The sequence below is a fragment of the Pseudomonas putida genome (assembly GCF_004357765.1).
Classification (GTDB): domain Bacteria; phylum Pseudomonadota; class Gammaproteobacteria; order Pseudomonadales; family Pseudomonadaceae; genus Aquipseudomonas; species Aquipseudomonas putida_U.
In genome coordinates this window covers 91,591-116,391 of the sequence record NZ_SMTE01000012.1, presented here as the reverse complement: position 1 = coordinate 116,391, position 24,801 = coordinate 91,591, and the positions used below count along the sequence as shown (strand labels likewise).

Annotated in this window: 35 protein-coding genes; 34 read left to right on the top strand and 1 reads right to left on the bottom strand. The window is 61.5% G+C overall.

Going from position 1 to position 24,801, the window contains the following annotated elements:
• The first annotated feature begins 2 nt into the window (after positions 1-2).
• From E2H86_RS19410 to E2H86_RS19385, 6 genes are read left to right on the top strand one after another with little or no spacing between them, the layout of a single operon-like run.
• Complete coding sequence (locus E2H86_RS19410) at positions 3-299, top strand: DUF1364 domain-containing protein (protein ID WP_133330717.1); 297 nt, start codon at positions 3-5, stop codon at positions 297-299.
• Positions 296-724 (top strand): VRR-NUC domain-containing protein, encoded by a 429-nt coding sequence (locus E2H86_RS19405; protein WP_133330715.1) that lies wholly within the window; start codon positions 296-298, stop codon positions 722-724. The genes E2H86_RS19410 and E2H86_RS19405 overlap by 4 nt, the downstream gene beginning before the upstream one ends.
• Complete coding sequence (locus tag E2H86_RS19400) at positions 721-2,022, top strand: tyrosine-type recombinase/integrase (protein ID WP_133330712.1); 1,302 nt, start codon at positions 721-723, stop codon at positions 2,020-2,022. The genes E2H86_RS19405 and E2H86_RS19400 overlap by 4 nt, the downstream gene beginning before the upstream one ends.
• A complete protein-coding gene (locus tag E2H86_RS19395) occupies positions 2,019-2,294 on the top strand; it encodes a hypothetical protein (RefSeq protein ID WP_133330710.1) in 276 nt (91 codons plus the stop codon). Before E2H86_RS19400 ends, E2H86_RS19395 begins: the two co-directional genes overlap by 4 nt.
• Positions 2,291-2,608 (top strand): hypothetical protein, encoded by a 318-nt coding sequence (locus E2H86_RS19390; protein WP_133330708.1) that lies wholly within the window; start codon positions 2,291-2,293, stop codon positions 2,606-2,608. The genes E2H86_RS19395 and E2H86_RS19390 overlap by 4 nt, the downstream gene beginning before the upstream one ends.
• A gap of 11 nt (positions 2,609-2,619) precedes the next feature.
• The gene (locus E2H86_RS19385) at positions 2,620-3,306 is read left to right on the top strand and encodes a hypothetical protein (RefSeq protein WP_133330706.1); all 687 of its coding nucleotides are present in this window, start codon (positions 2,620-2,622) and stop codon (positions 3,304-3,306) included.
• 106 nt (positions 3,307-3,412) lie between these two features.
• On the opposite strand, the gene E2H86_RS19380 is transcribed toward E2H86_RS19385, so the two are convergent.
• Positions 3,413-3,610: a hypothetical protein gene (locus E2H86_RS19380; protein ID WP_133330704.1), complete on the bottom strand. Its 198-nt coding sequence runs from the start codon at positions 3,608-3,610 to the stop codon at positions 3,413-3,415.
• Between the two features lie 139 nt (positions 3,611-3,749).
• On the opposite strand from E2H86_RS19380, the gene E2H86_RS19375 reads away from it, so the two are divergent.
• From E2H86_RS19375 to E2H86_RS19245, 28 genes are all read left to right on the top strand, one after another.
• A complete protein-coding gene (locus E2H86_RS19375) occupies positions 3,750-4,073 on the top strand; it encodes a phage holin, lambda family (protein WP_010952643.1) in 324 nt (107 codons plus the stop codon).
• Between the two features lie 60 nt (positions 4,074-4,133).
• The gene (locus E2H86_RS19370) at positions 4,134-4,316 is read left to right on the top strand and encodes a hypothetical protein (protein ID WP_010952644.1); all 183 of its coding nucleotides are present in this window, start codon (positions 4,134-4,136) and stop codon (positions 4,314-4,316) included.
• Complete coding sequence (locus tag E2H86_RS19365; protein WP_133330701.1) at positions 4,307-4,675, top strand: HNH endonuclease; 369 nt, start codon at positions 4,307-4,309, stop codon at positions 4,673-4,675. The genes E2H86_RS19370 and E2H86_RS19365 overlap by 10 nt, the downstream gene beginning before the upstream one ends.
• A 136-nt stretch (positions 4,676-4,811) precedes the next feature.
• Positions 4,812-5,291, top strand: a complete 480-nt coding sequence (locus E2H86_RS19360) for a phage terminase small subunit P27 family (protein WP_108078152.1) — start codon at positions 4,812-4,814, stop codon at positions 5,289-5,291.
• Positions 5,291-7,018: a terminase large subunit gene (locus E2H86_RS19355; RefSeq protein WP_133330699.1), complete on the top strand. Its 1,728-nt coding sequence runs from the start codon at positions 5,291-5,293 to the stop codon at positions 7,016-7,018. The genes E2H86_RS19360 and E2H86_RS19355 overlap by 1 nt, the downstream gene beginning before the upstream one ends.
• A gap of 10 nt (positions 7,019-7,028) precedes the next feature.
• Positions 7,029-7,193: a hypothetical protein gene (locus E2H86_RS26015; protein WP_165976100.1), complete on the top strand. Its 165-nt coding sequence runs from the start codon at positions 7,029-7,031 to the stop codon at positions 7,191-7,193.
• Positions 7,186-8,520 carry a phage portal protein gene (locus E2H86_RS19350; protein ID WP_080641088.1) on the top strand — a complete coding sequence of 445 codons (1,335 nt, stop codon included), beginning with the start codon at positions 7,186-7,188 and terminating at the stop codon, positions 8,518-8,520. The genes E2H86_RS26015 and E2H86_RS19350 overlap by 8 nt, the downstream gene beginning before the upstream one ends.
• Entirely contained in the window at positions 8,517-9,218 is a 702-nt protein-coding gene (locus E2H86_RS19345) for an HK97 family phage prohead protease (protein ID WP_133330697.1), read from the top strand. Before E2H86_RS19350 ends, E2H86_RS19345 begins: the two co-directional genes overlap by 4 nt.
• 9 nt (positions 9,219-9,227) lie before the next feature.
• Positions 9,228-10,484 (top strand): phage major capsid protein, encoded by a 1,257-nt coding sequence (locus E2H86_RS19340; protein ID WP_133330695.1) that lies wholly within the window; start codon positions 9,228-9,230, stop codon positions 10,482-10,484.
• A gap of 41 nt (positions 10,485-10,525) precedes the next feature.
• Positions 10,526-10,750, top strand: coding sequence for a hypothetical protein (locus E2H86_RS19335; RefSeq protein WP_129932377.1), 225 nt, complete (start codon positions 10,526-10,528; stop codon positions 10,748-10,750).
• 3 nt (positions 10,751-10,753) lie between these two features.
• Positions 10,754-11,230, top strand: a complete 477-nt coding sequence (locus E2H86_RS19330; RefSeq protein WP_133330693.1) for a head-tail connector protein — start codon at positions 10,754-10,756, stop codon at positions 11,228-11,230.
• Positions 11,230-11,571: a phage head closure protein gene (locus tag E2H86_RS19325; protein ID WP_133330837.1), complete on the top strand. Its 342-nt coding sequence runs from the start codon at positions 11,230-11,232 to the stop codon at positions 11,569-11,571. Before E2H86_RS19330 ends, E2H86_RS19325 begins: the two co-directional genes overlap by 1 nt.
• Complete coding sequence (locus E2H86_RS19320) at positions 11,564-12,049, top strand: HK97-gp10 family putative phage morphogenesis protein (RefSeq protein ID WP_133330691.1); 486 nt, start codon at positions 11,564-11,566, stop codon at positions 12,047-12,049. The genes E2H86_RS19325 and E2H86_RS19320 overlap by 8 nt, the downstream gene beginning before the upstream one ends.
• Positions 12,046-12,414, top strand: coding sequence for a DUF3168 domain-containing protein (locus E2H86_RS19315; RefSeq protein ID WP_133330688.1), 369 nt, complete (start codon positions 12,046-12,048; stop codon positions 12,412-12,414). The genes E2H86_RS19320 and E2H86_RS19315 overlap by 4 nt, the downstream gene beginning before the upstream one ends.
• 51 nt (positions 12,415-12,465) lie before the next feature.
• On the top strand, positions 12,466-12,957 hold the full coding sequence (locus E2H86_RS19310; protein ID WP_133330686.1) for a phage tail tube protein: 492 nt from the start codon (positions 12,466-12,468) through the stop codon (positions 12,955-12,957).
• Positions 12,958-12,965: 8 nt separating this feature from the next.
• Positions 12,966-13,433 carry a phage tail assembly chaperone family protein, TAC gene (locus E2H86_RS19305; protein ID WP_133330684.1) on the top strand — a complete coding sequence of 156 codons (468 nt, stop codon included), beginning with the start codon at positions 12,966-12,968 and terminating at the stop codon, positions 13,431-13,433.
• On the top strand, positions 13,430-13,654 hold the full coding sequence (locus tag E2H86_RS19300) for a phage tail assembly protein T (protein WP_243744081.1): 225 nt from the start codon (positions 13,430-13,432) through the stop codon (positions 13,652-13,654). Before E2H86_RS19305 ends, E2H86_RS19300 begins: the two co-directional genes overlap by 4 nt.
• A gap of 60 nt (positions 13,655-13,714) precedes the next feature.
• On the top strand, positions 13,715-14,041 hold the full coding sequence (locus E2H86_RS19295) for a superinfection immunity protein (protein ID WP_133330682.1): 327 nt from the start codon (positions 13,715-13,717) through the stop codon (positions 14,039-14,041).
• A 45-nt stretch (positions 14,042-14,086) separates the two neighbouring features.
• Positions 14,087-16,564 carry a phage tail tape measure protein gene (locus E2H86_RS19290; protein ID WP_133330680.1) on the top strand — a complete coding sequence of 826 codons (2,478 nt, stop codon included), beginning with the start codon at positions 14,087-14,089 and terminating at the stop codon, positions 16,562-16,564.
• A gap of 21 nt (positions 16,565-16,585) precedes the next feature.
• Complete coding sequence (locus tag E2H86_RS19285; protein WP_133330678.1) at positions 16,586-17,170, top strand: hypothetical protein; 585 nt, start codon at positions 16,586-16,588, stop codon at positions 17,168-17,170.
• Positions 17,170-17,769, top strand: a complete 600-nt coding sequence (locus tag E2H86_RS19280) for a hypothetical protein (protein WP_133330676.1) — start codon at positions 17,170-17,172, stop codon at positions 17,767-17,769. The genes E2H86_RS19285 and E2H86_RS19280 overlap by 1 nt, the downstream gene beginning before the upstream one ends.
• A gap of 3 nt (positions 17,770-17,772) precedes the next feature.
• A complete protein-coding gene (locus E2H86_RS19275) occupies positions 17,773-18,171 on the top strand; it encodes a DUF6950 family protein (RefSeq protein WP_133330674.1) in 399 nt (132 codons plus the stop codon).
• The gene (locus tag E2H86_RS19270) at positions 18,168-21,215 is read left to right on the top strand and encodes a phage tail protein (RefSeq protein WP_133330672.1); all 3,048 of its coding nucleotides are present in this window, start codon (positions 18,168-18,170) and stop codon (positions 21,213-21,215) included. The genes E2H86_RS19275 and E2H86_RS19270 overlap by 4 nt, the downstream gene beginning before the upstream one ends.
• Entirely contained in the window at positions 21,215-22,255 is a 1,041-nt protein-coding gene (locus E2H86_RS19265) for a hypothetical protein (protein ID WP_243744080.1), read from the top strand. Before E2H86_RS19270 ends, E2H86_RS19265 begins: the two co-directional genes overlap by 1 nt.
• A 13-nt stretch (positions 22,256-22,268) precedes the next feature.
• Positions 22,269-23,297, top strand: coding sequence for a hypothetical protein (locus E2H86_RS26100; RefSeq protein ID WP_207955643.1), 1,029 nt, complete (start codon positions 22,269-22,271; stop codon positions 23,295-23,297).
• Positions 23,298-23,299: 2 nt separating this feature from the next.
• The gene (locus E2H86_RS19255; RefSeq protein ID WP_165976099.1) at positions 23,300-23,755 is read left to right on the top strand and encodes a tail fiber assembly protein; all 456 of its coding nucleotides are present in this window, start codon (positions 23,300-23,302) and stop codon (positions 23,753-23,755) included.
• Between the two features lie 61 nt (positions 23,756-23,816).
• Positions 23,817-24,260 carry a structural protein P5 gene (locus tag E2H86_RS19250; RefSeq protein WP_133330668.1) on the top strand — a complete coding sequence of 148 codons (444 nt, stop codon included), beginning with the start codon at positions 23,817-23,819 and terminating at the stop codon, positions 24,258-24,260.
• Positions 24,257-24,769, top strand: a complete 513-nt coding sequence (locus E2H86_RS19245; RefSeq protein WP_133330666.1) for a DUF2514 family protein — start codon at positions 24,257-24,259, stop codon at positions 24,767-24,769. The genes E2H86_RS19250 and E2H86_RS19245 overlap by 4 nt, the downstream gene beginning before the upstream one ends.
• The last annotated feature ends 32 nt before the right edge of the window (positions 24,770-24,801 follow it).

Genomic DNA, 24,801 nt, shown 5'->3' with positions numbered 1-24,801 from the left:
ACGTGCGCCAAACCAAATTGACCAAGGCCGCGCGCGGGCGGGAGTGCCAGGTGCGCATCCCCGGCGTGTGCAACGGCAACCCGGAGACCGCTGTGCTCGCGCACTACCGCCTGGCCGGCACCTGTGGCGTCGGCAAGAAGCCGCACGACCTGCAGGGCGCCTGGTGCTGCAGCGCCTGCCATGACGCCTGCGACGGGCGTAGCAAGGCGGTAGATCGCGACACCGCCCGCCAGTACCACGCCGAGGGTGTCATGCGCACCCAGGCTGTGCTGATCAACGAGGGGGTGCTGGTCGCATGAACGCCTCCGTCCTTCGCCCGTTCAAGACCAAACCAGCCCGCGCCAAGCCCGTAGACAGGGAAGGGCAGGAGCAGGCCGCGCTGATGAAAGAGCTGCAGCTGCGCTACCCGCAGGCCTACAAGTTGATCTACCACGTCCCGAACGGCGGCCACCGGGTCAAGGCAGTGGCCGGAAAGCTTAAGGCGCAGGGCGTGAAGGCCGGCGTGCCCGACCTAGTGCTGCCGATGGCCCGCGGTGGGTACTTCGGCCTGTACATCGAGTTCAAGGCCATGCCGCCGTTCGATGCGCCGGTGTCGCCAAGCCAAGACGCCTACCTGCAGGCGCTGGCCGGCCAGGGCTACCTGGCGATCGTGTGCCGAGGCAACATCGACGCCGTCGAGGCCATTCGCGCCTACCTGCTCCAGCCTGTGACGGTGGCCGCATGAGCGCGACACGTGAGGTAAAGCTGAGCGAGGCCGAAGTGCGCCGGCAGGCCGCCGACAAGTCGGTGCGTGACCTGCGCGACCCGCGTCACCCCGGCCTGTACCTGCGCTTCTGGAGCAACCGCGAGCGCGGTACCTGGCACCTGGTGCGCGGCAAGAAGTGGGTGCCGGTCGCCCGCTGGCCGGACCTGCCCGTGGCGGCGATGATTGCCGAACTGCACACCCTGCGTCAGCGACTGCTGCGTGATCCGGCCACCGCGCCGGTGGTATCGGGCATGGCCACCGTGGGGCAGCTGCTCGACTGGTACGGCGACCGTATGGCCCGTGACCGCTCGTTGTCGGCGAAGCGCAAGGCCGGCGCTCGATCCGCCATTGCCCAGCACCTGAAGCCGCGCTTGGAAGATCTGGCCGTGGCCGATGTGAATGCCGATGCTCTGGACAAGCATCTGATGTGGCCGTGTCAGGCCGAGGTGTCACTGTCCTACTTGCGGCAGATGTTCGCGCTGCTGCTGACCGCATTCCGCCAGGCCCTGCAGTTGGGCTTGATCGATGCCAACCCAATGGCCGGGATGCGCTTCAACGACTTCACCAAGGCCAAGATCCTGCCCAAGGCAGCTCGACTGCGTGACGTGCAACTGCCGGAGCTGATGCAGCAACTCGCCCAGGCCTTCGAGGCAGCGCCAGGCGATGCCATGCTGGCCCTGATGATGCTGGCCCACGGCACCAGGATCGGCGAGACCCGCATGGCGCGCTGGAGCGATATCTCCCTGGCGGCTGCCGAGTGGTTCATCCCAGCGGCGAACACCAAGACCCGCACCGAACACCGCCTCCCGCTGACAGGCCAACTGCAGGCCCTTCTGGTCCGGTACCGGGCTATTCAGCAGGCCAACGGCTATGAGGGTGTGTACCTGTTTCCAAGCCGGCGCGGCCTGTCCCTGAGCGAGACCCAGGCCAGCAACGTGTTCAAGCGCTTGGGGCAGGGCGAGTGGACCAGTCACGACCTGCGCAAGGTATCCCGCAGCACTTGGACTGACCTCGGCATCGACGGCCACATCGGCGAGATGTTGCTGAACCACACGCTCGGCAAGATCGCCAGCACCTACATCCACACCCAAGCCATGCAGCAGCGTCGGGCAGCCTTGGAGAAGTGGCACGCCTGGCTTGATCGGATCGGCTTTCAGTCCATCCACCGCCTTAATAACGCCTTAGTTGAAAATTCGCAGAAATCGGCCCAGGCCACGGCAGGCGCGGGTTCAAGCGACCTTACCGCATTTGTAATTAGCGAGGATTCAAAACGATGAACAACAGCCAATTGATCGATAAAGCCCAAGCCATCTGCGGTTGCCTTTCCTACGACGACAGCACCCCGAATGGCAGCCCAAAGTCGGTGATCGCCGAACTCTGCCATCGTCTCGGCGAGCGCACAGTGCGCATCAAGAAGGAATTGGGCGGCTACACCATGACCACCCTTTACGGTCGCCAGCGTGCGCTTACCTGGAACGAGGAAGTGATGTGGCGCCTTTTCGGTTGGCCACCACGGGGCTTCGAGGTGCTGGGCGAGGTGACTGAGTGAGGAAGAGCCACGGCCCAGCCTTCAAGAAGGCCGTGATCGAGCTGGAAGAGTGCCGTTTGTGCCGTGGGAGAGCGGTAATCAAGGGTTTGTTTCACGAACTGCCATGCGACCACTGCAACGCCTCGGGCTGGGTAGTGGCTGCAACCGGCGAGGCCCTGGCCCTGGATGAACTGGTGACCCAGCTCAGCATGAGGCTTCGGGCAGCGCTCCGGCAGATCGAGCTGTTGAAGAACCCTCAGGCATCCGGGCCTGAGGCGACATATCAGGGAAGCAACCGGCGCGGCGCCGGCGGCACCAACTACACCGGGGATTGAGGGGGAAGGACATGGTTTACAGCAGCGTTTCGGGTGCAGTAGTTGCCGCTCTGGCGGCGGGCGAGAAGGGAGCGGCGAAGGCCCAGGCCTGGCAGAAGCTGTACAAGTCGGCAGAGGAGGAGGGTGGTTGCCTGGCCTCGCTGGGTGGGCGGTCGGACGGCATCGACCGCACCCAGGTCGATTACTGGCTGTCGGCGCGCCTGCATCACATGCTCAAGGGGCGGCACTGGGATGCCCTAGTAGCAAAATACAGCACCAATAAGGCGAAAAAGGTGCAGGCGATCACGCTGGTTCGTCCACTGATCGCAAGCCCTGCGCCGGCATTGTTCATCTACAAGGCGGTGACCGCCTGGGCCATACCAAAGCTCAAGGGGGCACGTCGCAAGGCTCCACAATCTGTATCGGTGGATATTCCTCTGGATGCCTCGCCGTGGCGTCGGGAGGCCGCCGTGAATGCTGCTGTCGCCGCTGGCCAGGCAGCGAAGAAGCGCATCGAAGCGCTCGAAGAGGATGTGATCATCCTGCCGGACAGCTTTTACGACATGAACACCTGGGATCTCGACGCCACACCGGAGTCTACGCGCCGGCGCTGGAGGCTGGAGATCAACGAGAAGCTCGACGGCATGATCGACGACGCGCTGGCTGAAGTGCGCGTGATTCTGGAGGCTGAAGGCTTGCTGATGAAAGAGGCCGCGTGATTGCCTGTTGACATCAGTGAGCGACTGAGCGAAATTATGTCCATCCTGTCATTCCTGCGCACGTTGAGGACTGACATTAAAAGCCCGGCCCTAGAGCCGGGTTTTTTTATGGCCGGAACCCCTTCAGCGAGTCCAAAGTTTTCGAGACGTTAGCGGTAGATCGCGCTTTGTAAGCATCACGAATCTTCTCTTGCGCCTCTTCGATGGCTTCGATGCCGGCCAGGCAGTCGTCCAAGTCGAACTTGATGGTTCCGTTTGCTACCAAGGCCATCGCGATGTGCCAGGCTTTTTCTTTTAATTCCATGGGCATTGCCTCCTATTAATGGGAGGCAGAGTCTAGCCCCGTGTGGGGGCGAAGGGAAACGCCACAAACCACCTTCCAAAGGCCTCAGCAAATGCTGGGGCTTTTTCGTATTCAACTCCCCGCAAAGGGAGGAACCGAGATGCCAAACATGCCCGAGAAGGATCCTGGCCTGTGGGCCGCTGTGCTCACCTGGGTGCTGGCCCATCAGCCTCAGCTGTATGCCGCTGGCTTGTCAGTCGCGATCGCCGTCCTCCGGGTGGTGTATGGCGGCGGCACGCGCCGGCAGATGTTCTTGGAGGGCGCGCTATGCGGCCTCATCACCCTGGCCCTGGTGCCGCTGCTCGAATGGATGGGCTTGCCGCAGGGCATGGCCACATTCGCCGGCGGCATGGTCGGCTTCATGGGCGTGGAGAAGCTTCGCGGCTACTCCGACCTGTTCCTGTCTCGTAAGGCTCAGGGCTGATGAGCTGTACTGGGTGCGCGGCCCGGCGTGAATGGATCAACAAGTGGATGAAGGTGGCCCGTGAACGAGCAAGCAATCTCTTTGCTCCAGCAGATCCTGGACCAGCAGCAGAAGCAGACCAGCCTGCTCGAACAGATCGCGACCCAGAACCTAGCCCTGATCGAGGCGCTGGCTGACGATACGGCTATCGACTCTGACGAACTTCCTCGCACGCACTATCTGGACGGCTCGCCATGCCGCTGAGACCACAACGACCATGCCGGGCGCAAGGCTGCCGATCGCTGCACCGCAATGCCAATGGCTACTGCGATGGCCATGCCGACCTGGCTGCCGAACAAGCCAAGGCCTGGGCGACACGTAAGGGGTCGGGCCGTGGCGGTCGCCCGTGGCGGCGCAAGCGTGAGCGAATCCTGAAGCGAGATCAGTACCTTTGTCTGTGTGATGACTGCACCCGGCTCGGCCGCATCCGCGAAGCGCATGAGGTTGACCACATCGTGGCCCTGGCTCACGGCGGGACCGATGATGACCACAACCTGCGGGCGATCAACCGCGATTGCCACAAGGCCAAGACGCAGCGGGAGTCGAAAACGATCAAAAAATGATCGAAAACGGCTGAAATGAGACGAAATCTCATTGATGGGGAGGGGGAGGGTCAAAAGTTCAGGCCTTTTCGCTCGGACACCGCGCCCTCAGTCGTTTTTTTACACCCGCGAAATATAAAGTTTAGTGGAGGCGCCGATGCCAGGGGTTGCCGGGCGCTCCGGCCGTCGCCCAAAACCCACGGCCCAGAAGGCGTTGGCCGGCAATCCCGGCAAGCGCAAGCTGAACAAGGACGAGCCAGATTTCGCCCTCGTGACCAACGTCGACGCGCCCGAATGGCTGTGCGAACACGCGACCAGGGTTTGGGAAATGCTGGTTCCGGAATTGCTCCGGGCAAAAGTTCTTGCCCTGACCGACATGCACAACGTCGAGGCTTTCTGCTCTGCCTACGGAAACTGGCGCAGGGCGCAAGAATCGGTTATCGCCCACGGCATCGTGGTGGCTGGGGCCACTGGCGGGCCGGTGAAAAATCCGGCGCTGACTGCAGCTAACGAAGCGATGCGCCAGATGGTCACCTTCGGTTCGATGCTGGGCCTGGACCCGGCCAGCCGCACACGGATCATCGGCGGAAACAAGCAGAAATCCACCAACGAGTTTGCAGCCCTACTGAGTTCCTGATGGCCAGAGCCAAGTACACCAACGTCGACAAGGCGATGGCGTGGGCAAAGTCCGTCCTCAAAGGAAAGTTTCCCGCTTGCCGTTTCATTCATCAGGCGATCGAGCGGCACTTCGATGATGTAGCGGCCAGCCGCTCGAAGAACTACCCGTACAAGTTCGACCCGGCGAAGGCCGAGAAGAAGCTGCGCCTCATGCAGCTGCTGCCCCACACCAAGGGCGAATGGGCGTTCAAGCGACAGCTGATCACCCTGGAGCCTTGGCAGCTCTTCGGCCTGGCCTGCACCTTCGGGTGGGTCCGGAAGAAGAGCGGATACCGGCGCTTCCGCGAGAGCTACTGGGAGGTGCCCCGCAAGAACGGCAAATCGGTGATTGCCGCCGGCGTCGGCATCAGCATGTTCACCGCCGACAACGAGTTCGGTGCAGAGGTCTATTCCGGTGCAACCACCGAGAAGCAGGCTTGGGAGGTGTTCCGTCCCGCGAGGCTGATGGTTAGCCGGTCGCCCATGCTGATCGAGGCGGCGGGCATTGAGGTAAATGCCTCTAACCTGAACATCCCGTCGAACGGCAGCCGTTTCGAGCCGCTGATCGGCAACCCTGGTGATGGTGCGTCTCCGTCCTGCGCGATCATCGACGAATACCACGAGCACGACAGCGCGGCCCAGTACGACACAATGCTCACCGGCATGGGCGCTCGCCGCCAGCCGTTGATGTTCATCATTACCACTGCCGGCGCGAACATCGAGGGGCCTTGCTACGACAAGCGCCGCCAGGTCATCGAGATGCTCAACGGCACCGTGCCGGACGACGAGCTATTCGGCTACATCTGGACGCTCGACGATGGCGACGACTGGACCGACCCGAAGAATCTGGCCAAGGCCAACCCGTGCATGGGCGTGTCGGTGTTTCAGGAGTACCTGGAGAGCCAGCTGGCCAGGGCGATTCGCTCGGCGCGCTTCACCAACACGTTCAAGACCAAGCACCTGAACCTGTGGGTGAGTGCCAAATCCGGCTTCTTCAACATGGAAAGCTGGAAGGCCTGCGAGGACAAGACGCTCACGCTTGAGCAGTTCGAGGGGCAGGAGTGGATCGCTGGCTTCGACTTGGCACGCAAGCTGGACATGAACTCCAGGGCCAGGCTGTTCTGGCGTGAGATCGACGGAAAGATCCACTACTACAGCGTGGCGCCGGCGTTCTGGGTTCCGGAAGACACCGCCAACGATGTGGACAACAAGCGCATGGCCGAGCGCTTCCAGGCCTGGGTCAATACCGGGCACCTGTTCACGACACCAGGTGCAGAGGTGGACTATCGGGAGATCCTTGAGGACACCAAGGAAGCGAATCATCTGGCGCCGATCAAGGAGAGTCCGATTGACCCACATGGCGCCACTGGCCTGAGCCACGACCTTGATGACGAGGGTTTTAACCCGATCACCATCACCCAGAACTACACCAACATGTCCGACGGCATGAAGGAGCTGGAGGCGGCGATCGAGTCAGGACGCTTCCATCACGACGGCAATCCGATCATGACCTGGTGTATCGGCAACGTGATCGGCAAGCACCTGCCAGGAAACGACGACGTGGTCCGCCCGATCAAACAGGGCGACGACAACAAGATCGACGGCGCGGTCGCGCTGATCATGGCAATCGGGTCCGTGCTGCGGCTGGCAGCTGAAGGAAACGGCGGCTTCGACAACTTCTTCGCCAATCCCATCGTGCTTGGCTGACAGGAACCCTATGAAAACTGGTCTCATCATCTTTCTGGCGCTCGCGGCCAGTGGCCTGCTGCTGGGCATCGCGGGCGTATACGTGCTGGCGGGCCTGGGCTACAGCCTCTTGGCAGCAGCATTCGCTTGCCTCGCTGCAGCCGGATTCATCCGCAAGGGGCTGACCAGTGGCTAAATCTCTCACTCAGGTGCTGGGCCAGGCGCTGGTTAAGTCCGCCGAGCCAGGTATGGCTTCCAGCGTGGCAGGCTGGGCAGGAAGGCGCATCGGTCTTACCGATTCGACGTTCTGGAGCAAGTTCTACGGCACCGACTCGGCGTCTGGGAAAGTGGTCAGCCAGCAAACGGCTCTGCAGCTGTCGACAGTTTGGGCGTGCGTGAGGCTCATCGCCGAGACGATCGCCACGCTGCCGATCGCGCTCTACGAAGACAAGAACGGCGCGCCGGTGGTGGCAAGCTCCCACCCGGTCAACTTCGTCATCAGTCAACAGCCAAACGCCGACCAGACCCCAGTGGAGTTCTGGGAGAACGTCATGGCCAGCTTGCTTCTCCAGGGGAACTCTTTCTGCGAGCCGCACATGAGCGGCAGGACGCTGACCAGCTTGGAATTTCTACTTCCGCAGAGCATGTCGCCTCCGCGCCGCTTGGCAGATGGCCGTATCGAGTACCGATACACCGACAGCTTTGGCAAGCCGCACACGTTGACCGATGAGCAGATGGTCCACGTCAGGGCGTTCGGTACCGACCCGCTGTGCGGGCTTTCGCCTCTGTCCTACGGGCGTCAGGTACTGGGCTCGGCCATGGCCGCCGATGAGTCGGCAGCCAAGATGTTCGCCAACGGGATGAAGCTCGGCGGCGTACTTTCCACCGACCAGATCCTCAACCCGAAGCAGCGCGGCGAGCTGCGCGACGATATGGTCAAGCAGTACGAGGGTGTGACCAACGCGGGCAAGACCATGCTGCTCGAGGCGGGCATGAAGTACCAGTCGGTCTCCATGACGCCCGAGGATGCGCAGATGCTCCAGACCAGGGCATTCAACGTCGAGGAAATTTGCCGCTGGTTCCGGGTGCCGCCTTGGATGGTCGGACATACGCAGAACTCCACCAGCTGGGGCACAGGCATGGAGCAGCAGATGATCGGCTTCCTGTCGTTCACCCTGCTCCCCTGGATCAAGCGCATCGAGATGTGCGCTAACCGACGCCTGTTGCGTCCTGATGAGCGCCGCCGCTTCTATGTGAAGTTCAACCCGGAAGGGCTGCTCCGCATGGATAGCGCGGCGCGGGCCGCCTTCTACAGCTCGATGACGCAGAACGGGATCTACACCCGGGACGACTGCCGCCGCAAAGAGAACCTGCCTCCGCAGGGTGGCAACGCCGCGAAGCTCACTGTGCAATCCAACATGCTGCCGATCGATAAGCTGGGTGAAGACCCCGGCGGTGCCAACCAGGCCAAGTCGGCGCTGCTCGACTGGCTCAATGACCAGCCAAGAGGTAACACCCAATGAGACACAAGGATCGACTGGCGGCGGTCAAGTACCGCTCTTTCGACTATGACGTGAAGGCTGTCGGCGACGACGGCCTTTTTTCTGGCTACGGCTCAGTGTTCGGCGTGGTCGACAGCTACAACGAGGTTGTCGCGCCTGGCGCCTTCCTCGAGTCGATCGAGGACGCCAAGGCCAAGTCGCGAACCTTCCCGGTGCTCTGGCAGCACCGAACCGGCGAGCCGATCGGCAGCTGGGACATCAGCAGCATGAAGGAAGACGACCGGGGCCTGTTCGGTGCTGGCGAGCTTTGGCTGCAGGATGCGCCGTATGCCCGTATCGCCTACCGCGGCATGCAGACCCGCTCGATCACCGGCCTATCGATTGGTTACTACGTCCGCGAATCGAGCTTTGACGAGAAGACCCGGATCCGGACGCTGACCAAACTGGACCTGATCGAGATCTCAATCGTCACGGTGCCGGCCAACGACGAGGCGCGCACTGACACCATTAAATCGAAGCTGGCCCACGGCGGCCTGCCTTCGATGCCCGAATTTGAGTTGCTCCTGCGCGAGGCAGGCTTCTCGAAAACTCAGTCCAAGGTGATTGCCAACCGTGGGCTGCAGCACCTGCTCCGGAGCGAATCCGAGGGCGACCTGGCAGCAATCGAAATCGTCGAGGCGCTCAAGTCGCGCCCGGCACTGTCTCTCCCATCGTTTTGAGGATTCATCATGCATAACGCCATGAGCAACCAGGCTCGCTCCGAACATCGCCAGTTCCAGCGCAAGGAGCACGCCGAAGACAAGCTGCAACTGAAAGCGGTCAATGACCTGCTCGATGAGCGCGACAAAGAGATCAAAGCGTTCGCCAGCAAGGCAGCCGCCGAGATCAAAGAGCATGGCACCATCCTGACCGAGACCAAGACCATTCTGGATGGCCTGGTGCAGGACGGCCTGGGCCTGCAGGACCGCCTGCAGGAGATCGAGCAGAAGATGGCCCGCCGCTTCTCCGCCAATGACCCGGTCGACTTCAAGTCGGCAGGCGAGGAGCTGACCGAATGCGACGACTTCAAGTCGCTGCAAACTCGTGGTCGCGGCATCGTTCGCGTAGGCCGCAAGGCCGTGACCAACATCACCAGCGCTACCACCGGCACCGGTGGTGTCGGCGTTGGAATCCAGCCGACCCGCGTGCCCGGCATCGTCGTAGGCCCCGAGCGTGAGTTCACCATTCGCGACCTGATCATGCCAGGCCGCACCGGCTCGAACGCGGTCGAGTTCGTGCAGGAAACCGGCTTCCAGAACATGGCCGCGCCGCAGGCGGGTGAGGGCGCCGCGAAAGCGCAGTCCGATCTGTCCTTCGGCCTGAAGACTACCAACGTAATCACCATCGCCCACTGGTTCCGCGCTTCCAAGCAGGTGCTGTCGGACATCCCGCTCCTGCAGAGCTACATCAACGGCCGCGCGATCTACGGCCTGAAGTACAAGGAAGAGGAGCAGCTGCTGGCCGGCGACGGCACCGGGCAGAACCTGCTGGGCCTGATCCCACAGGCCACCGCCTTCAACGAAGCCCTGCGCAAGACCGGCGACACCAAGATTGACACTCTGCGCCGGGCGATCCTGCAGGTACGCGTTGCCGAATACCGCGCCTCGGCCATCGCCCTGAACCCGGTGGACTGGGCCGACATCGAGCTGACCAAGGACGCCAACGGCTCGTACATCTGGGTGAACGTCCAAGAAGGTGGCGTGCAGCGCCTGTGGAAGCTGCCGGTCGTGGACAGCAATGCGGTGCCGGAAGGTGAGTTCCTGGTCGGTGCGATGAACATCGCGGCCCAGGTGTTCGACCGCGAGGAGGCGGCTGTCGAGGTCTCCACCGAGGACGGCGACAACTTCCGCACCAACATGGTCACCATCCGTGCTGAAGAGCGTCTGGCGCTGGCGGTGTATCGCCCCGAGTCGTTCGTCCACGGCGAGTTCGAAGCCACCCCGTAATCAGCCCAGGAGGACGCCCGGGAAACCGGGCGTGACTGCACATGCCAGACGTCAAAGTGAAAACCATCAAGGGCTTCAACAACGGCGGCGCGTACGTCAAGCGCAACCAAGAGATCACCGTCGACGAGCTGCGTGCTCGCGATTTGCTGCGTAATGGCCTGATCGAGGATTACGACGTGAAGAAGGCCCAGGAACCCGAGAACAAGAAGGCGCCGGAGCCGGCCAACAAAGGCGGCAAGGGAGCGGCCACCAAGCCCAAGGAGTGATCCATGTCCGTGATCGCCATCGACCTTGCCATGCATCATCTGCTGGCCGAGCCGGAAGATCAGGTACTGGTCCAGGCTCAGCTGGACGCGGCGGAAGAGGCGGCGATGCAGTTCCTCAACCGCCGCTTCTACCTGGACCAGGTGACGCTCGACGGCGCCCGCGCGGGTGTGTCGGCCTCCCTGCAGCAAGCCAAGGAGGCAAACTCTGCGGCGGTCGCTGTAGCTGAGGCAGAGCAGGACTACACGCTGCGCTGCCGACTGCTCGACCATGCCCGCCAGGCTCTGGCCGATGCGTATGACCAGGCCGACGCCATCGCCTACGGCATGGTGCTCAACCCCTCCATACAGGCGGCTTGCCTGTTGAAGCTTGGGCACCTGTTCGCCAACCGCGAGGATGTCATCACCGGCACCATTGCTACTGAGCTTCCGGTGGCCTCGCAGCACCTGCTGATGCCCTATCGCATCCGGATGGGTGTGTGATGCAGGCCGGCAGGCTGCGGCACCGCATAGACATTCAGGAGCTGAAGCCGGTGCGTGACCCGGTGACCTTGGAGTTCGGGGAGCCGGAATGGGTCACCCGCTGGGAGAAGTGCCCCGCGAGCGTCGAAGACCTTTCGGCTCGAGACTTCATTGCGGCCCAGGCCGGCCAGGCTCAGGCCACGGGCCGGATGGTCATCCGGTACCGGCCCGGCGTGCTACCTACCATGCGCATCCTGTACCGGGGCGAGATGTACAGCATCGTCGGCCCACCGCTGGCTGACGCCAAGTCCGGTCTGGACTACCTGACGATCTTGGTCGAGAAGGGGGTGAAGGATGGCTGACGGCGTCGAGTTCAGCATCACCGGGCTGGAGAGCTTGCTGGGCAAGCTGGACGCTGTCAGCTACGACGTCCGCCGCAAAGGTGGCAGGGCTGCGCTACGCAAGGCCGCCCAGGTGGTGGTGCAGAAGGCCAAAGAGGGCGCCGAACGCATCGACGACAAGGCCACCGGCCGCTCGATCGCTGACAACATCGCTCTGCGCTGGAATGGGCGGCTGTTCAAGCAGACCGGCAACCTTGGATTCCGCATCGGCGTGCTGCACGGCGCCGTGCTCAAGAACGGCGGTGACCTCAGCCCGAACGCTCCAACGCCGCACTGGCGCCTGATCGAGTTCGGCACCGAGAAGATGGCCGCTGTTCCGTTCATGCGTCCGGCCCTGGCTAACAGCATCAGCGAGGTGACCAACACCTTCGTCACCGAGTACGAGAAAGCGATTGACCGCGCCATCCGGCGTGCTGCGAAGAGGGCGGCATCCTCATGACACCACCCATTGAAATCGTCTGCGCGGCGGACCCTGGCGTCGCTGCACTGCTCGGTAGCGGCGTTGACCTGCGCATGTACCCGTTCGGCGAAGCCCCCGAGGGTGTGCTGAAGCCATACGCAGTGTGGCAGCTGGTGACCGGCAGCCCGGAGAGCTACCTGGCAGGCCGTCCTGACGTCGACGGCTTCACCCTGCAGGTCGACGTATACGGCACTACTAGCACCTCGGTCCGCCAGGTGCGCGATGCTATCCGTGACGCCATTGAGCTGCGGGCCTACGTCACCCGCTGGGGAGGCGAGTCGCGCGATACCGCAACCAAGAATTTCAGAGCCAGCTTCGACGTGGACTGGATAGTCCGCCGCTGATCAACCCAGCCCGCCAAGTGCGGGCTTTTCTTTGTCCGACAGGAGACCACCATGTCGATTTTGACCCAAGGCACCCAGGTATATGCTCTGGCCAAGCCCGCTTCTGGCACCGGCCCGCTCGAAGTAATGGAAGTAGAGTGCGCAACCGCCTTCAACCCAGGCGGCTCCCCGAAGGAGCAGATCGAGGACACCTGCCTCAGCTCCTTGGAGCGGACCTACAAGCCTGGTCTGCGGACTCCCGGCCAGGCCTCGTTGACCGTAAACGCAGACCCCAATAACGCCAGCCATATCCGGCTGCACCAAATGTCCGAAGAGAATGGCGACACCACCATCAAATGGGCTGTGGGCTGGTCTGACGGCACTGCCGCACCGACCGTCAACGCCGATGGCGACGATTTCGAGCTGCCAGACAGTCGAACCTGGTTTGTTTTCCAGGGCTACGTCGCTGACTTCCCGTTCGATTTTTCCGCGAACGGCGTTGTCAGCACCGCGGCTTCCATCCAACGATCGGGCGGCTCCGCCTGGATCAAGAAAGTAGCGTGAGGTAGGCGATGAAGCTCAATATCGACACGCTGCAGCAGGTCGGCTCATTCACTGGCCGGCCTGTTGAAAAGGAAATCACCTGGCGACAGGGTTCGGAGCACCTGACTGCGACTGTGTACGTGAGGCCTCTGGGCTACCAGTCTGCAGTGAGTGATGTTCTTGCCGCAGCTGGTCATCAGGACAGTATCGCCGGGCGTATCGCGGCTGCGATCTGTAACGAGGAAGGCCAGCCCGTCTTCACGGCCATGGATATCACCCATGGCCCGCTGGATAAAGCTGAGCTTGCGAAGGACCCGAAAAGCACCAAGCGCCTCGGCGCACTGGACGGCAACCTAACCGTGGCCCTGCTCACCGCCATCCATGAGGTGAACAACCTGGGAAAGACGACGAGCTCACCGACCTCGACGAACTCTGGCACGAGCTCGTCCTCGCCGGCGTCGGTGGCCGCACCATCGCGGAAGCGCAAGAAAACTTGAGCCTGCGCGAGTTCCATTCCTGGGTGAAGTACCAGCGGCGGCGCGGGTCGCTTCACCTGGGCATGCGCGTTGAGCGTGGAGCTGCGCTGTTAGCGTCGATGCTGGCCAACCAGGTGCGTGACAACAAGCGTCGGCCCGAGCCCTATACGCCCGAGGATTTCATGAGGCATGGGGATCAGGTGGTCGCCAGCTTGGATCTGGCTATGGCGACATGGAGCTGATGGCTTTGGTCATTCCGGGGCGAGGTGGTAGATTGCCATCTTTCTGTACTGGGGACGGACATGGAACTCCTTCACGGCTACGTTTTTCTTTCGATTGCAGCGTCGTTCTTCATCTACATACTTCCGGCGATGATTGCGTTTTATCGACGCCATGAGAACTACACCGCTATTTTCCTGATCACACTTCTCCTTGGTTGGACTGGGGTTGCTTGGTTGGCGTGCTTGGTCTGGGCGCTGATTAGCAAGCCTGCTCATAGGCAATCAGTTCAGCAAGCTCAAGCTGTACCCAGTAGGTATGAGGACTTGGAAAGGCTGTCCAATCTTAAAAATAGTGGCGCTCTCACTCTTGAGGAGTTTGAGCGAGAAAAATCACGAATACTTAAATAACCAATAAAACCCGCCACTTGGCGGGTTTTTTTATTGGAGATGAAGATGGCGTCTAAATCGCTTGGCACTCTCACGCTTGACCTGATTGCTCAGGTCGGTGGGTTTGTCTCAGGGATGGACAAGGCCGGGCGCAGCTCTGAGAAGTGGCGCGCTCAGGTCGAGAAAAGCGCAAAGGCGGTAGGTACGGCAGTGGGAGCCGGAGTCGCTGCCGGCGTCACGGCGCTCGCCGCGCTCACCGTGTCGGCTGTCAACTCAGCAGTAGAAATCGATAATCTCTCGTCAGTTGCGAATGTGAGCACCACCGACTTCCAGAAGTTGGCGGCCGGCGCAAAGGTGGTAGGGATTGAGCAAGGGCAACTGGCGGACATCCTCAAGGATGTAAACGACAAGGTTGGTGACTTTCTCAACACGGGCGGCGGAGAGATGGCCGACTTCTTCGAGCAGATCGCCCCTAAAGTCGGAGTCACTGCAGACCAGTTTAGAAACCTCAGCGGTAGCCAAGCTCTGGGACTTTATGTTTCCAGCCTGGAAAAGGCGAAGGTCAGTCAGTCCGAGATGACCTTCTATCTTGAGGCCATAGCAAATGACGCAACGTTGCTCCTGCCTCTGCTGCGGAACAACTCGGATGGCTTCAGGCGCTTTGGTGATGCCGCGCAAGCTGCTGGCGCAATCATGGATGATAAGACGATCCGGGCTGCTCAGGAGCTAAAGGCAGCCACTTGGCTTGTCGATCAGTCGGTCAGTGGACTCACCAACCAGATAACAAGCGCAATGCTTCCAACGTTGGCCAATTTTGCAACAGGGCTCAACGACACCACGATCAACGGTGTACTGGCGAAGCGTGTTTCGGATGACTTGGCGGGGAGCTTACGAGTCCTCGGCAAGTTTGCCGTTGGTGTCGTCGCTGGAATCCACATGCTGGGCGTTAGCTTGAAGTCCTTGTCGGATATCGATGATGCGATGGTCGGTGGAGCTGAGGCGAAGTGGTGGGATCGATACCTTCCTCCTGTTCGAATCTACAACGCTTTCAAAAACGTTGATGCAATAGGAAAGAGCATCGGTGCTGCCAAGGAGCAGTTGGGCGGCCTTGCTACTGGTTATGGAGACCTGATGGGCTCCTTTGATGAGAAGCCAAGCGGAGGCACAAATCAGGTCAAAGAGCTCGCCGATTTGCTAGCTCAGATGAGAAAAGGTGGAGCCGGAACCTTCACCGCTATTACCAAGGATCAGCAAGCAGTTGCAAAAGCGGCCGAGGCGGCACAGAAAAAGCTGCAGGGCCAATTTGACACGGCGGAGGAAGGTTACAAGCGTGAGATCGCCCTCATCAACACAGCGGTCGACAAGCGCAAGGAAGCCACTGAAGTAGCGAAGCTTCAGTTTGAGATTGAGTCTGGCAGGCTGAATGGGATCACATCCCTGCAGCAGGCGAAGCTCAAGGGGCTGGCCGAAGAGCTCGACAAGCTCAAGCAGCTCAAGATCGCCAACGAGGAAAACGCGAAGGCGGCGTCATACGCTTCGACCCTGGCATCCGCGAATGCTACTGCCCAGTCCGGGCTCAACATGGAGTTCGTCGGCGCCGGGATGGGCAGCAAAACCCGGGAGCGACTCCAGGGCATTTTGGAGATCCGCCAAGAGTTCGATCAGAAGTACGCTGATCTCCAGGCCCAGCGCAACTCCGGCGACATCAGCGAAAGCCTGTTCAAGCGGGAGGCCGAACTGCTGCAGTCCTCCCTGGAAGAGCGCCTGTCGATGCAGGTCGACTACTACAGCAAACAGGATGAGTTGCAAACCAACTGGCTGGACGGCGCCAAGGATGCCTGGCAGGACTATGCAGACCATGCTCGCGATCTTTCCTCCCAGATGTACGACGTCACCAGCAATGCCCTGGGCAGCCTGGAGGATGAACTGGTTGGGTTCGTCAAGACGGGCGAGTTCAACTTTAGCGACTTCGCAGAAGGCATTGCCGATGATCTGCTGCACATGCTGGTGAAGGTGGGGCTGCAGATGGCAGTGAACGCAGCGATAGGCAACTCGTCCGCCGCGGCCTCTGCCGCGCTGGCGGCTGCAACGGGTACCGCAATGGCAGCGGCATACGCTCCCGCCGCGGCAATGGCCTCGCTGGCGTCCTTCGGTGCCAACGCCGCTCCGGCTTCCGCAGCTATTACCAGCACCACCGGCCTTGCCAGCAGCTTGGCGCTGGTCGGCATGGCGCACGACGGTATCGACAGCGTTCCCCGCGAGGGCACCTGGTTGCTGCAGAAGGGCGAGCGGGTAACCACGGCCGGGACGAGCGCGAAGCTGGACCGCACCCTGAGCGATATCCAGGCAAACGGCAGTGGCCAGGGCGGTATCGGCTCTCTGCCTCCTATTCAGCAGCAAATCATCGTCCAGGGTTCTGCCGACGATGCCACTTTGGCGCGGATTCAAGAAGCCGCGAAGCAAGGCGCCCAGCTTGGCTACCAGATGGTGCTGAAGGACTTTCGTAGTAACGGCCCGGCGCGGCAGCAGTTGCGCAAGGGCTGACCGACCACCAGGAGAACCTACATGGCAATCGCATGGCCGGAAGGCCTGTGCCCGAGTGAAATGACCTGGGGCGTCGTCTACAACAATCGGGCGTTTACTTCGACCTTGTCGAATGCCCAGCAGATCGTGGGTTATCCGGGGGCGTACTGGCAGTGCCAGCTCACTTTCTCCGCCTTGTCGCGAGAAGAGGAGCGGATCCTGACGGCATTCATTGGCCGCCTGCAGGGCATGTTCAACACGTTCAACCTGCCGGCGTTCACGCGCAAGCGTACCGATTCGATTGGTGCGCCTGTAGTGGTCACCGCGGTGGCCCAGGCCTCATCAATGCGCCTCGGCGGGGTCACGCCAAGCAAGAAGGTGTTCTTGATGGGCGACTACATCACCATCGGTGGCGTCATGTTCGAGGTTGTCGACGACGCCACTTCGAATGCCGCCGGCGAGGTGGTGGTTAATGTAAACAAGCCGATCCGCAAGAACATCGCTGCCGGCGCCGCGGTTGAGTACAAGGCGCCGTATGCAGAGATGCGCAGGACCAGCGACACGCACGCGCTGACCGTGCGGCCACTGGTGGCCAACGGAGCGCTCGAGTTCAGGGAGGCTTTCTGATGGCCGGCGCATTCCCTTTCAGCCAGAGCGTCGTCGACATCATCGCCCAGGGCCGCTTCATGGCGGTCTATGCCTGCCAGTTGGACTTCCCTGATGGGATGGTCTTTGCCCACACCGGTACCGGCGACTTGGTGCTGGACGGCGTCACCTATCAGGGCGTTGGGACGTTCGGCGAGGTCGGCCAGGCCCAGGAAAGCAGTAGCTCTGGTTCCCCGATGAGCGTTGAGCTGACGCTCAATGGCCTCGATGCCACCATCATCAGCGAGACCAGCCTGAAGGGATGCCGCGGGCGTAACGCCAAGCTGCTGTTCGTGGTGATCAACCAGGCGGGCGAGTACGCGGCAGACATCCTTTTCAGCGGTCGCATGGACGCCGCCCAGTTTGCCTACAGCGGCAACGGTAGCGATGGAAACGCCATCCGCGTGCCGATCATCGATCGCATGGCCGAGTGGAGCAGGATCGCCACTGAACGCTGGACGGACGAGAACCATCGAGCCCGCTACCAAGACGACCGCTTCTTCTTCGCAGTCGCCCAGATGGCCGACTGGCCCATCTATTGGGGGGCCAGCAAAGACGCACCCTCATTCAGCTACGAGTAGACCATGCGCAATCGAGACTGGACCACGCAACTCGCCAACACGATCAAGGCCGCCACCGAGCGGCCTTTTTCATGGGGCGAATTTGACTGCTGCTTGTTCGCGGCTGACTGCGCGGCGGCGGTATGCGGGATTGACCCGGCTGAGCAGTACCGGGGGCGGTACACGACTGAAACCGGTGCGAAGCGATTGCTCAAAAAGAACCATGGCTCGCTTGAAGGTGCCTGGGATGCCTGTTTTCAGCGCATCAACCCGGCGTTCATCCAGCGCGGCGATGTGGCGCTTTACGAAGGCGCAAATGGGCGTGGCGTGGCGGTGTTCTGGGCCGGCGAGTTTTGGTCGGTAGCGGAGGACGGGGTAGGGCGTATCGCCTGCGAGCCTCTTGTGGTGTGGAGGGTTGAATGAGCAAGGCAGTCAGGAAAGTCGCACTGGTCGCAGCCGGCGCAGCCCTGGGCTTCGTTACTGGGGGCATCGGCTTCGCTCTCATCGGCGGCGCCGTAGGCCTGTTCGTCGGGTCGCAGCAGGATGCCGCGCTGAAGACTGGCAGCACCAGCAGCGAGCCATCGGCGCAAACCGTCCGATCGTCCAAGGCGCCTGCCCGCTTCATCCTCGGCCAGGTCAGTACGGGCGGCGTTCTGGTCTGGGCCCAAGAGCAGACCGGGACCCAGACCAATGGCGAATGGGTGCACCTGGTGTACGTTCTCAGCGAAGGGGCCATTGCCGGCCTGGACTCCATCTATCTGGGCGAAGAGGAGATTGCCAACTATGGGGAGTATGCGTCCTATGAGCTGGTGACCAATCCCACCCAGGTGAATGCCTTCCTCAAGGCGAACTGCCGGGACTGGCGCGAAACGCAGATTGGTCGTGGGCTGTCCTTCGTCCGGTTGTCCCTCAAGCACAACGCCGAGAAATTTCCCTCCGGCATTCCTGACGTGCGCTTCGTCGTGCGCGGGCGGACGGATCTCTATGACCCGCGCACCGGGATGACCGGGTACAGCGAGAATACTGCGCTGCATATGCTCTGGTTCCTACGTGCGCGCTGCAAAGTGCCTGACGACGAAATCGTCTTCGAGACCTTCGCCAGTGCGGCGAACGTGTGCGATGAGGCCGTCACCAATGCTGATGACACCTCCGGTATTCGGTACCGCACTGGCTGCGTTATTGGCGCCGATGAGCAGCGTACCCAGGTCATCCAGAAGCTTGAAGAGTCTTGCGCGGGCCAGCTGATTCGCGTGGGTGGAAAGTGGATGATGCAGGCCGGGGCGTATTACGGCCCCTACGATTTCGAGATCACCGAGGACATGATCGTGGGCACCGTGTCGGGGACGACCGAGGTCAACAACGACACGGCGATCAACATCGTCACCGGCACGTTCATTGATCCGTCCCAGACCTGGGCCGAGACCGATTTCCCCGAGGTCCGCATTCAGCAGTGGATCGATGAGGATGGTGGCGAGGCCGCTGAGTCCATGTCGCTCGGCTACGTGACCGATGCCTACCAGGCTCAGCGCCTGGCCAACATCAAGTTGCGCCGCGCTCGTGCTGGCGGTTCCCTGCAGCTGCCGATGAACTTTGCCGGCTACAACTGCCGGCCTGGTCGAGTCGTGCGGGTCAACCTGCCATCCCTGAACATCATCGGGGAATTCATCGTCACCGATTGGAACATGGCGGCCGATGACGGCTGCACCGTGACCGTCTCCCAGTATGAGCCGGCGATCTTCGATGATGCCGTAGGCCAGCCATACAACCCGATCGGCTTCATCAGCCTTCCCGCCGGCGGGCTGGGCAGTCCGAGCAATCTGGTTTGGACCGCTGATGGCAGCGCCGAGGTCGTGCAAGGCATCCTGTCGTGGGCGGCGCCATTGGGCGTTGTCACCGGCTACGCGGTCACCGTGCGCCAGGGCAATACCGCGGTGCAGGCCCAGCAGGTGCCGGCGACGACTCTGCAGCTGCCGCTGTCCGGCCTGGCGTCGGGCAATTACACGATGAGCGTGGCCGCACTGGGTCCGCTGGCGCGCTCCGGCGAGGCGAGCATCACGGTGAACATCGATGGCCCGCCCGTGCCCGAGGCGTGCGTGGTGCAGTCGACCATCGACACGATCACGCTGCTCCCGAGCAACCCGCTTCATGGCTTGAACGGCGGCACCTACGAGTACTACTTCACCCAGGATCCGCAGGCCACCGCTGCGCAGGCGCAGTATCTTGGCCAGGGGCTGACCATGACCCACACCGGGCTGGCGTTCTGGACCAACTATTACTACTTCATCCGGTCCCGCAACGCCTACGGCGTCAGCGGATTCCTGAAGGTGCCGGCGTCGACCTCCACGGACGTGACCACGATGCTTGCGGCACTGGCCGGTCAGATCGGGAAGACCCAGTTGGGGCAGGACATCCTGACGGAGCTGGAGAAGATCCCAGGCCTCGAGGACAAGATCGACGCCTTGGGCGCGCTGACGGCGTACGACAAGGACAGGCCATACGCCAAGGACCAGATGGTGGTGGTCGACGGCAAAATCTACCAGGCCAGTCAGGCAGTGCCGGCTAACGCCTCGGGTGCGAATGCCCCGCCGAACGCCATGTACTGGATCGACGTGGGCCAATCTCTGGCCACCGCCAACGGCCTTGCTCAGCAGGTGGCCACCAACACGACCAACATCAGCACCATTGACGGCAAGGTGACCGCCCAGGCCACTGCCTTTGATGCGCTGCGAGCGGCGTACCGCGACGACAACGGCGAGGGTGACCTGGCTGACGCGTTGAAAGGCTGGGACAGCACTGCGGCGATCGCTACTGCGCAGAAGGTGCAGGCATCCGACAACATGGCCATGGCCGAGCGGGTGACGACGCTCGATGCCAAGGTGGGCGACAGCGAGGCGAACATCACCGAGCTGCAGCGAGTGGTGGCCACCAATGAGTCAGCCACGGCGACCAAGATCGACCAATTGAATGTGTCGCTTGGCCAGACCAACGCCGCGGTGCAGACCACCAGCCAGGCCGTCACGGCACTGGATGGCAAGGCCAGCACCATGTGGTCGGTGAAGATGCAGCTCAACTCCCAGGGGCAGTATGTCGCTGCGGGGATTGGCCTCGGCATCGAGAACGGCCCGGCCGGCCTGCAGAGCCAATTCCTGGTATCTGCGGATCGGTTCGCCGTGGTCAACGGCATCAACGGCACGCTTTCCTCGCCTTTCGTGGTCCAGAACGGGCAGGTGTACATCAACCAGGCGTTCATCAACGAGGCGTTCATTCAGAACATCGTCCTCGGGATGACTTTGAGGTCCCAGGCAACCGACTCCGCAGGGCGACCATTGATCGAGCTGAACATGGTCACTGGCACTTTCAGTTTCCGTGGGCAGGGCAGCGATGGCAGCTTGGCGATCAACCCTAACGGTGTGTACGTCTACGACGCCAGCAGCATCGAACGCGGTGCACTGGGGAGGATGACCTGATGGCTCTCTATGGATTGAGGACAAAGGATGCGTCAGGAGCCGTCACCTTCGACACAACCATTACCCCCATTCGCTCGCTCAGGATGCTGCAGGTGACTGGAAACAATGCGTTTGAGCAGACCGTCGCGATTCCTGAAATCAAGGCTGAGTCGTTTGTAGTGGTCGACACCCTGGAGAACGCTGGCGAGCTGACTTGGTCGCCACCAGCGTTCTGGGAGTCCGGTTCTCTCACCCTTCGTCAGCCCCAGACTAAAACGTGGCAAGTAATGGTCCTTTCCAAGGGCGGCGAACCGTTTGCGGCGTCCGGTAGCTATGGAATCCGAGCTCGAAATGGTAGCAACGCCACCCAGATTGATGCCATCAACAAAGTGCTGTCCGTGACATCAAGTGGAAGCTTTTCATTCGGTGGCACACAGGCTGGCCTGATCCAGTCAATGACTGTTTCTTTCCCGTCCCCGATAACCACCTATGAGAGACCATTGGTGTTCTTCAATGCGGTCAATTACATGATGGTCGGGAAGTTCAGGATAACCGGAGCTCCGGGAAACTGGACAGGATTCACAGTCAGGTCCTACAGCTATGCGGGTCATGGAGATATCGCCAGAAACCCTCAGACCATCAAGTGGTTCTGTGCATCCTATCGATCATTTACGAGCGCTCCTGGGCAGTATGGCGCATCTGTTAGGGACGCTGCGGGCAACCTGATATTCATCACCACCGCGAACCTGTCTCTTTTGAACAGTCAGCCCGCAAGCAACTCATTTGTAGTCGCGGGCACCCCTATCACCGGCGGCAGCTATTACGACGCAAGCTATCAGATGCCTTGGACGGGGAGCTATGACGACTACGTGCTGGCCAACGCTCTGTTTTCGATGACCAACGTCATTCAGACGACCCAGCCGTACCGTGCGAACTACGGTGGGTTTTTGCCTGGCAATAGAAGCGTGCTTCAGATGTTTTGCGAGAACTTCGACGGAGGTAACCCCGTCGGCGCAAATGGACGCACGTTGTTTGCCTCTCGACCAATGAAACCCCTTTGAGAAGGATCACTTGATGCCTTGGTACAGAACAGGCACCGTGGCGATCACGGCTGGCCAAACGACGGTGACCGGTACCGGCACCGCTTTCGCGCTCAACGCCCGGGTGGGCGATGCGTTTCAAGGCCCGGATGGCCGCTGGTACGAAGTCACCAACATTGCGAGCGCCACGGTGCTGAGCATCCTGCCGGCCTACCAAGGCGCGACGGTGAGCGGCGGAGCCTATGGCCTGGCGCCCATGCAAGGCTACGTTAAGGAGTCCGCCGACCGCCTACGGCAATTGGTTGATCAGTGGGGTAGTACCCTGGCTAACCTCGGCACCGTCTCGGTAGAGAACATCGTCCCTGTCGAGAAAGGCGGAACCGGTTCTTCGAATAAGGATACGGCCAGGGCCAACCTTGGGTGCGGTACCGCGGCCACCTTGGTCGCGACGACCTCTAAATCAGACTCGAACGAAGGGCGGGCTCTCCGGGTTGCGGATCATGGCCTGGGAGCGACCAAGGAGACCCACTCCAGCGAGCTATCGGCACTAGTCGCTGCTTCGTTCTTCCAAGCCTTAGACCCCAACCCAAGCGACTGGCCTGCCGGACAGGGCGGATACCCAATGGGTATCAATTTCTATCGCTCGTCGGCGGTGCGTGCGCAGCTCGCGATTTCGTACGGGTCTTCGACATCAGGCGCGGGTGTTTACTACCGACAGTCTGCGGGCGGTCTCAACACCTGGAGTCGCCTGCTTGAGGCCGGCGAGGCGCTGGGGCTGAAGCAGACCTGGAAGAACATGACTTCCAGCCGTGTGCTTGGCACGACCTACACCAACACTACGACAAAACCGATTCAGATTGTGGCTCTGGTGGGGCCATCATCAGCTGCGAATGTGACCCCGAGATTCACTATCGATGCAATGCCCATCGCTGGAAACTACACCTCTGTAGCGAACCAGTACGCCATTACGGCTTCGTGCATCGTTCCTCCCGGGTCAACCTACAACCTGACAGTCGCCAACGGCACAGCAGCGCTTGTGTCTTGGTACGAGCTGAGGGAGTGACCATGACCATGACCTACTACGTGGACGATGCCAGCGGCACGGTCTTCGCTTACTCGGCCGAGGATCTGGCGGTTTATGAAGTGCCAGAGAGCTTGCGAGCTATGACCTCTGCCGAAATCCAGGCGCATCTCAACCCCACCCCAGTTTACTGGACTGATGGGGTGACACTGATTCTTGCTGTAAATGCGGACGAGGGCTGGCGTGTGGCAACGTCGGAAGAGGTCGATAGGCTGCTTATCGCGATGAAGACGAAGGAGGCGCAAGACGAGATTTCAAGGCTTCGCTCGGTCGCCGACTACATCATTGCGCCCCTGCAGGACGCCGTCGACATCGACGACGCCACCGACGACGAGAAGGCATTGCTCGCCCTCTGGAAGAAGTACCGGGTCGCGCTGAACCGCCTGCCCGATCAGGAAGGCTACCCGGCAAATATCAGTTGGCCAGCGCCGCCGGCCTGACCCCATCGCACAGAACCCACCGACCGCCGCCTGGCGGTATTTTTTTGCCTGGAGAAAACCCATGACCCCATCGCAGCCCCGCGGCGTGCGCAACCGCAACCCCGGCAACATCGATTTCAACCCGCGCAACAACTGGCAGGGACAGATCGGCAAGGAGCCTGGTGGCCGCTTCGCCATCTTCGACACGCCCGAGAACGGTATCCGCGCCCTGGGCAAGCTGCTCATCAACTACCGGGGCAAGGACGGCATGCCCGGCGTGGGTGGGAAGGGCATCGACACCGTGCTCGAAACCATCAACCGGTGGGCGCCGAGCAACGAGAACGACACCCAGGCCTATGCCTCGGCCGTGGCCAAGCGGATCGGCGTGGGTATCGCTGACCCGATCAACATCAACGACCCGGCCACGCTGCGCGGGATGGTGGTGAGCATCATCATCCACGAGAACGGCGGTAATCCGTATGAGTCGGCGATTATCGATGAAGGCGTTCGGCGGGCACTGGCATGAACTGGCTCAGCGCGGTACCGGCCTGGTGCTGGTGGCTGATCGCCGTAGTGCTGGTCGCCGGAGGCCAGCAGTACCGGGTGGTGGTCGCCCAGGGCGAGACAGCATCTGCCCGCAGCGACCTATCCGGCTATCGCCTGCAGGTGGCCGAGCGCGATCGCCGCGCTGCGGCTCAGGCCAGAACAGAAGAACAACGTCGCCAAGCCGTGGCGGACGAGGAGGGTGAGAGTGCACGACAACTACTGGAACTGGCCCAAGGCCGCGCCGCTACTGCTGAGTCTGCTGCTGTCGGCCTGCGGGGTGAGATCGCCAGACTGCGCTCCGGCCACCGAGCAACCTGCGACACCATCGCTGCCCAGCAGCGCCAGGCAGGAACCTCTGCCGTCGTGGTGCTCGGGGGATTGCTTGAAGAGTCTGACCGAATGGCGGGCAGCTGCGCAGCAGCGCTTGAGCGAAGTCGAATAGCAGGCCTGGCGTGCGAGGCGGTGATGGATGGGATGAAGTCCCAGTAGTGCGCCTATAATTGCCGTCTACCATGGCGGAG

What these genes read in the sequence shown, in the direction of transcription:
- E2H86_RS19405 (WP_133330715.1), top strand. Translation starts at nt 296, where the DNA reads ATGAACGCCTCCGTCCTTCGCCCGTTCAAGACCAAACCAGCCCGCGCC.
- E2H86_RS19400 (WP_133330712.1), top strand. Translation starts at nt 721, where the DNA reads ATGAGCGCGACACGTGAGGTAAAGCTGAGCGAGGCCGAAGTGCGCCGG.
- E2H86_RS19395 (WP_133330710.1), top strand. Translation starts at nt 2,019, where the DNA reads ATGAACAACAGCCAATTGATCGATAAAGCCCAAGCCATCTGCGGTTGC.
- E2H86_RS19385 (WP_133330706.1), top strand. Translation starts at nt 2,620, where the DNA reads ATGGTTTACAGCAGCGTTTCGGGTGCAGTAGTTGCCGCTCTGGCGGCG.
- E2H86_RS19380 (WP_133330704.1), bottom strand. Translation starts at nt 3,610, where the DNA reads ATGGAATTAAAAGAAAAAGCCTGGCACATCGCGATGGCCTTGGTAGCA.
- E2H86_RS19375 (WP_010952643.1), top strand. Translation starts at nt 3,750, where the DNA reads ATGCCAAACATGCCCGAGAAGGATCCTGGCCTGTGGGCCGCTGTGCTC.
- E2H86_RS19365 (WP_133330701.1), top strand. Translation starts at nt 4,307, where the DNA reads ATGCCGCTGAGACCACAACGACCATGCCGGGCGCAAGGCTGCCGATCG.
- E2H86_RS19360 (WP_108078152.1), top strand. Translation starts at nt 4,812, where the DNA reads ATGCCAGGGGTTGCCGGGCGCTCCGGCCGTCGCCCAAAACCCACGGCC.
- E2H86_RS19355 (WP_133330699.1), top strand. Translation starts at nt 5,291, where the DNA reads ATGGCCAGAGCCAAGTACACCAACGTCGACAAGGCGATGGCGTGGGCA.
- E2H86_RS26015 (WP_165976100.1), top strand. Translation starts at nt 7,029, where the DNA reads ATGAAAACTGGTCTCATCATCTTTCTGGCGCTCGCGGCCAGTGGCCTG.
- E2H86_RS19345 (WP_133330697.1), top strand. Translation starts at nt 8,517, where the DNA reads ATGAGACACAAGGATCGACTGGCGGCGGTCAAGTACCGCTCTTTCGAC.
- E2H86_RS19340 (WP_133330695.1), top strand. Translation starts at nt 9,228, where the DNA reads ATGCATAACGCCATGAGCAACCAGGCTCGCTCCGAACATCGCCAGTTC.
- E2H86_RS19335 (WP_129932377.1), top strand. Translation starts at nt 10,526, where the DNA reads ATGCCAGACGTCAAAGTGAAAACCATCAAGGGCTTCAACAACGGCGGC.
- E2H86_RS19330 (WP_133330693.1), top strand. Translation starts at nt 10,754, where the DNA reads ATGTCCGTGATCGCCATCGACCTTGCCATGCATCATCTGCTGGCCGAG.
- E2H86_RS19325 (WP_133330837.1), top strand. Translation starts at nt 11,230, where the DNA reads ATGCAGGCCGGCAGGCTGCGGCACCGCATAGACATTCAGGAGCTGAAG.
- E2H86_RS19320 (WP_133330691.1), top strand. Translation starts at nt 11,564, where the DNA reads ATGGCTGACGGCGTCGAGTTCAGCATCACCGGGCTGGAGAGCTTGCTG.
- E2H86_RS19315 (WP_133330688.1), top strand. Translation starts at nt 12,046, where the DNA reads ATGACACCACCCATTGAAATCGTCTGCGCGGCGGACCCTGGCGTCGCT.
- E2H86_RS19310 (WP_133330686.1), top strand. Translation starts at nt 12,466, where the DNA reads ATGTCGATTTTGACCCAAGGCACCCAGGTATATGCTCTGGCCAAGCCC.
- E2H86_RS19305 (WP_133330684.1), top strand. Translation starts at nt 12,966, where the DNA reads ATGAAGCTCAATATCGACACGCTGCAGCAGGTCGGCTCATTCACTGGC.
- E2H86_RS19295 (WP_133330682.1), top strand. Translation starts at nt 13,715, where the DNA reads ATGGAACTCCTTCACGGCTACGTTTTTCTTTCGATTGCAGCGTCGTTC.
- E2H86_RS19290 (WP_133330680.1), top strand. Translation starts at nt 14,087, where the DNA reads ATGGCGTCTAAATCGCTTGGCACTCTCACGCTTGACCTGATTGCTCAG.
- E2H86_RS19285 (WP_133330678.1), top strand. Translation starts at nt 16,586, where the DNA reads ATGGCAATCGCATGGCCGGAAGGCCTGTGCCCGAGTGAAATGACCTGG.
- E2H86_RS19280 (WP_133330676.1), top strand. Translation starts at nt 17,170, where the DNA reads ATGGCCGGCGCATTCCCTTTCAGCCAGAGCGTCGTCGACATCATCGCC.
- E2H86_RS19275 (WP_133330674.1), top strand. Translation starts at nt 17,773, where the DNA reads ATGCGCAATCGAGACTGGACCACGCAACTCGCCAACACGATCAAGGCC.
- E2H86_RS19270 (WP_133330672.1), top strand. Translation starts at nt 18,168, where the DNA reads ATGAGCAAGGCAGTCAGGAAAGTCGCACTGGTCGCAGCCGGCGCAGCC.
- E2H86_RS19265 (WP_243744080.1), top strand. Translation starts at nt 21,215, where the DNA reads ATGGCTCTCTATGGATTGAGGACAAAGGATGCGTCAGGAGCCGTCACC.
- E2H86_RS26100 (WP_207955643.1), top strand. Translation starts at nt 22,269, where the DNA reads ATGCCTTGGTACAGAACAGGCACCGTGGCGATCACGGCTGGCCAAACG.
- E2H86_RS19255 (WP_165976099.1), top strand. Translation starts at nt 23,300, where the DNA reads ATGACCATGACCTACTACGTGGACGATGCCAGCGGCACGGTCTTCGCT.
- E2H86_RS19250 (WP_133330668.1), top strand. Translation starts at nt 23,817, where the DNA reads ATGACCCCATCGCAGCCCCGCGGCGTGCGCAACCGCAACCCCGGCAAC.
- E2H86_RS19245 (WP_133330666.1), top strand. Translation starts at nt 24,257, where the DNA reads ATGAACTGGCTCAGCGCGGTACCGGCCTGGTGCTGGTGGCTGATCGCC.